This is a genomic window from Alphaproteobacteria bacterium, from assembly GCA_024244705.1.
Classification (GTDB): domain Bacteria; phylum Pseudomonadota; class Alphaproteobacteria; order JAAEOK01; family JAAEOK01; genus JAAEOK01.
The window spans coordinates 1-4139 of the sequence record JAAEOK010000104.1 but is presented as its reverse complement, the minus strand read 5'-3'; the positions used below and the strand labels follow the sequence as shown (position 1 = coordinate 4139).

General features: G+C 63.1%; 6 protein-coding genes. 2 read left to right on the top strand and 4 right to left on the bottom strand.

Features of this window, described 5'->3' with window-relative positions; genetic code table 11:
* Both GY791_19605 and hslV read right to left on the bottom strand, forming a co-directional pair.
* Nucleotides 1-592: AAA domain-containing protein (locus GY791_19605; GenBank protein ID MCP4330607.1), on the bottom strand; the 592-nt coding region annotated here is incomplete at its 3' end.
* On the bottom strand, nt 589-1137 hold the full coding sequence (gene hslV / locus GY791_19600; GenBank protein MCP4330606.1) for an ATP-dependent protease subunit HslV: 549 nt from the start codon (nt 1135-1137) through the stop codon (nt 589-591). The genes hslV and GY791_19605, both read right to left, overlap by 4 nt.
* Nucleotides 1138-1299: 162 nt before the next feature.
* Between hslV and GY791_19595 the strand changes: the two genes are divergently transcribed.
* The gene (locus GY791_19595; protein ID MCP4330605.1) at nt 1300-2040 is read left to right on the top strand and encodes a phytanoyl-CoA dioxygenase family protein; all 741 of its coding nucleotides are present in this window, start codon (nt 1300-1302) and stop codon (nt 2038-2040) included.
* 58 nt (nt 2041-2098) lie between these two features.
* Nucleotides 2099-2890 carry an MOSC domain-containing protein gene (locus tag GY791_19590; protein MCP4330604.1) on the top strand — a complete coding sequence of 264 codons (792 nt, stop codon included), beginning with the start codon at nt 2099-2101 and terminating at the stop codon, nt 2888-2890.
* A gap of 44 nt (nt 2891-2934) precedes the next feature.
* Here GY791_19590 and GY791_19585 read toward each other — a convergent pair whose 3' ends face one another.
* Nucleotides 2935-3768 (bottom strand): hypothetical protein, encoded by an 834-nt coding sequence (locus GY791_19585; protein ID MCP4330603.1) that lies wholly within the window; start codon nt 3766-3768, stop codon nt 2935-2937.
* A gap of 251 nt (nt 3769-4019) precedes the next feature.
* A partial coding sequence (locus GY791_19580; GenBank protein ID MCP4330602.1) for an IS630 family transposase occupies nt 4020-4139 on the bottom strand: 120 nt, incomplete at its 5' end.

Below are 4139 nucleotides of genomic sequence, written 5' to 3'. Positions count from 1 at the left end.
TCTCCACACCCATACCGGAAGCGGACATCTCGACCTCGATCTCCTTCTCGTCCAGCTTCCCTTCACGCAGCATTTTTCGAAATCGCTGGCGCGCGGCCCCGTCACCGCTGCCGCCTTCATCCCGCATGTCATCATCCTGCCAGTCGCCGCTTCCACTTCTGGCCGGAGGCAGAAGGATATCAAGAACGCGTTCCTCAGCCGCATCCTCGGCTCGAGGCTGAACTTTTTCGATCTCCTCCTCCCGGGTCATCTTGACCGCCATATCGACCAGGTCCCGGATAATGGAATCCACCTCCCTGCCGACATAGCCGACCTCGGTGAACTTGGTCGCCTCGACCTTGAGGAACGGGGCCTGCGCCATCTTGGCCAGGCGGCGCGCGATCTCGGTCTTGCCGACGCCGGTCGGGCCGATCATCAGGATGTTCTTGGGCAGCACTTCCTCGCGCAAATCCTCGGCCAGCTGCTGGCGCCGCCAGCGATTGCGCAGCGCCACCGCGACGGCGCGCTTGGCATCGTTCTGGCCGACGATGAAGCGGTCCAGCTCGGAGACGATCTCGCGCGGCGTGAAGGCGGAGGCGGTGGAGTCGGTCATAACGATTCGATGGTCAAATTGGTGTTGGTATAGACACAGATGTCGGCGGCAATCGCCATCGCCTTGCGCGCGATCGCCTCGGCGTCGAGATCGTCGCGGTCGACCAAGGCGCGCGCCGCGGCCAGCGCGTACATGCCGCCCGAGCCGATGCCGATCAGGCCGTCATCGGGCTCGAGCACATCGCCGGTCCCGGTCAGGATCAGCGAGACGTCGCTGTCGGCGACCGCCATCAGCGCCTCGAGGCGGCGCAGATAGCGGTCGGTGCGCCAGTCCTTGGCCAGCTCGACGCAGGCCCGGGTGAGCTGGCCGGGATGTTTCTCGAGCTTGGACTCGAGGCGCTCGAACAGCGTCAACGCATCGGCGGTGGCGCCCGCGAAGCCGGCGATCACCTGGCCGTCGCCGAGGCGCCGCACCTTGCGCGCGTTGGCCTTGAGGACGGTCTGGCCCATCGACACCTGGCCGTCGCCGGCGATGACCACCTTGCCGCCCTTGCGGACGGTCAGGATCGTCGTGCCGTGCCAGGAATTGGAATCGGTCGTGCTCATGAAAGCGATATGTGGCGGCTTCGGCGCCGGAGTTCAAGCACCATGCCGCGATCGCGGTGCCCCTGCGACGATGGATCACCTTGCGGCGGACGCGGAATTTCGCTGAAATGGCCTCGCTGTCGAAGACCAAGGCGCGTCGGGCGCCGGTGAGGAATAACCGTTATGGCGATAAACGATTTCATTGACCGCCGATGTTTCGAGCCGGCGGTGGCGGGCGGTGGGCTCTCGGCCGAGCAGGCGGCGTTCTACAACGACAACGGATATCTCATCCTGCGCGGCCGCGTCGATGCCGCGACCCGCGCCGCGCTCGCTCCCGATGTCGAGGCGTTGCTGCGCGACAACCACCGCTCGCAGAAGGATATCCATCTCAAGAGCCCGGCAATCGACGCCTTCTTCCGTTCGGACGCGGTCACGGGCGCGATCGAAATGGTCAACGGGCCGTCCGAGCTCCTGCAAAGCTTCTGCTTTAGCAAGCTGCCCGGCGAGCGCCGGACCAAGCACTGGCACCAGGACGGCGTCTATTGGGAGATGAGCGACAGCCGCGTGGCGGCCGCCTTCGTCGCCCTCACCGCCGGCACCGAAGACAACGGCTGCATCCACGTCATTCCCGGAACCCATCGGCTGGGACGCATCTACCACGACGTCGAGCGCGACGAGTTCGGTCTCGAGAACCTGGTCTGCGACATCTCGTCGTTCCGCGACTCGGTGGCGCTGGTCGTCGAGCCGGGCGACGTCATGCTGGTCCATACGCTTACCGTCCACGCCTCGTTCTTCAACAACACCGACCAGCCGCGCATCAATCTCGGCTTCCACTTCCGCGGCCGCCGGACCAAGGTCGATTGGCTGCCGCCCTACCGCGAGCGGCCGGCCAACGGCAACACCAATCCGGCGTTGACGGCGTAGCGACCGTCGCCACTAGGATCGTCGGGACGATCCACACCCTCGAAGGCGGCGCCAAAACATGACGGTCATCGGAACAGTCGACAGCCTGTGGCGCTATCCGGTCAAGAGCATGCGCGGCGAGGCCATGGACGAGGCCTATGTCGGATTTTCCGGGTTCTATGGCGATCGCCTGTTCGCCTTCAGAGACGCCGCCGGCCCGACCGGGTTTCCTTGGCTGTCGGGGCGCGAGCTCGGTGCGATGCTGCTCCATAGCCCGCGGTTCCGCCATCCGGAAAGGGCTCGGACGCCGCCCAATCTGGCCGCCGCCGCGGCGATCGATCCCGGCATCACGCCGCTCTATGGCGATGCGGACGACCTCGCGGTGGACGTGGAAACACCATCCGGCGCCGTGCTCGCGATCGACGACCCGGCGCTGATCCGGGGGCTCCAGGAAAGGGCCGGCGATGGGCACGAACTCGCGTTGGTCCGGTCCGACCGCGCCACGACCGACTGCCGCCCGGTCTCGCTGTTCTCGATTCAGACCGCGCGGCAGCTCGGCGAGGAGGTCGGGATGGCGCTCGACGCGCGGCGCTTTCGCGCCAACATCTATATGGATCTCGCACCGGCGGCCGGATTTTCCGAGAATGGGCATGTAAGCAAGACGCTTCGTATCGGGTCGAAGGTCGTCGTCTCGATCCTCGAACGCGATCCGCGCTGCAAGATGATTACGATCGATCCCGACACCGCCGAGGAAAACAGGGAGATTCTGGCCAAGGTCGTGCGCGAACACGACCGGACGGCGGGCGTTTACGGCGCCGTCATGGTCGAGGGCGTGATGCGTCGCGACGACGAAATCGAAGTGCTGGATTAGCGCGTCGCGGCGCGCGGCCTCAATCGCCGCGCCGGCACCGTGTCCTACAGCCGCGTCTTCTCCGACGGAACGCAGAACATGTAGCGCTTAATCGGCTTGCCACGCTGCGGCACCCTGTCGAGCTGGTTGATGACCAGGACGTTCTTGGGGAACGCCACTGCTCGATCCTCGAGAAACTTGTAGCAGGCGAGGTGGGTCGCGTTGAATCCGCCACCCGGTTTCTTTTCCTTGCCGTCAAAAGTTTTCTTGGCCGGTGCGCAGAGGAAGTCGGGCTTGTCGATCGGTCCTGTGAGGGGACCGAACTGGTCGCCCATCAAGATATCCAAGCGGCCGTGCTCGGGGTCCTCGTCGCGCGGGATGAAATCCGAACACACGAAGTGGTTGAGCGCCGCTTCGACCTTCTTGATTTCCGCATCGCGGTCGAACTCGGGATCCTTGTCGCCGGCGATCACTTTTTTCGCCGACGGCACGCACAGCAGCTGACGGTTGCCGACGACGCCGTTCAGCCCGCGGGTCTCGAACTGGTTGGTAATCTTGACCGGAATGTTGAGGTTGTTGTCCGGATCCTTGCGGCGGAGTTCATAGCAGGCCAGGTGCGGACCCCGGAAGTCTTTGGGCAAAGTGTACTTGCCGTTGACATACTTGAACGCCGGCGCGCACAGGTACTTGATCAATCGGACCCGGGCATTGATCCCGCCGAACTGGTCCTGCAACGTGACCCGCTTGGGGTTGATGACATTGCGTTCATCGACCTCGAAGTCCGAGCAGATGTAATGCTCGGGTGGATTCTGGGCGACCTGGCCCTGAATGAGAGCACAACCAGCCGTCAGTGCAAGACCGGCAATCGCGACGAATGCCGAAGGTATGGAAACTCGCATGGTCGTCTCCTTTCACCCGGCGCCCGGCGCGATCTCGACCCCTCCCTCGACCGTCAATGGTGAGTTTATTCTAGATCTTCAAGTAAACACTGAAAATTCGGAACAGTCAAAACGATCGCCAAACAGAGATGTGCAAGATTCGATCGTACGGGGGCAATTGTGCTTGAAGTCAACGCCCTTTGGGCATTTCTTGTGCAACCGAATACGAATGGCCGCGATGATGCTCATTATCTAATACCAAATCCCGTTGATCATGACCTATGTGCCCATTGCCTGTGTCCGATCGACATGATTTTCCAGGGCTGATCGATGAGCTTGTTCCAGGCGTCACAGCAGTGGTCGACGATGTCGTCGTATGAGTTGAAGACGCG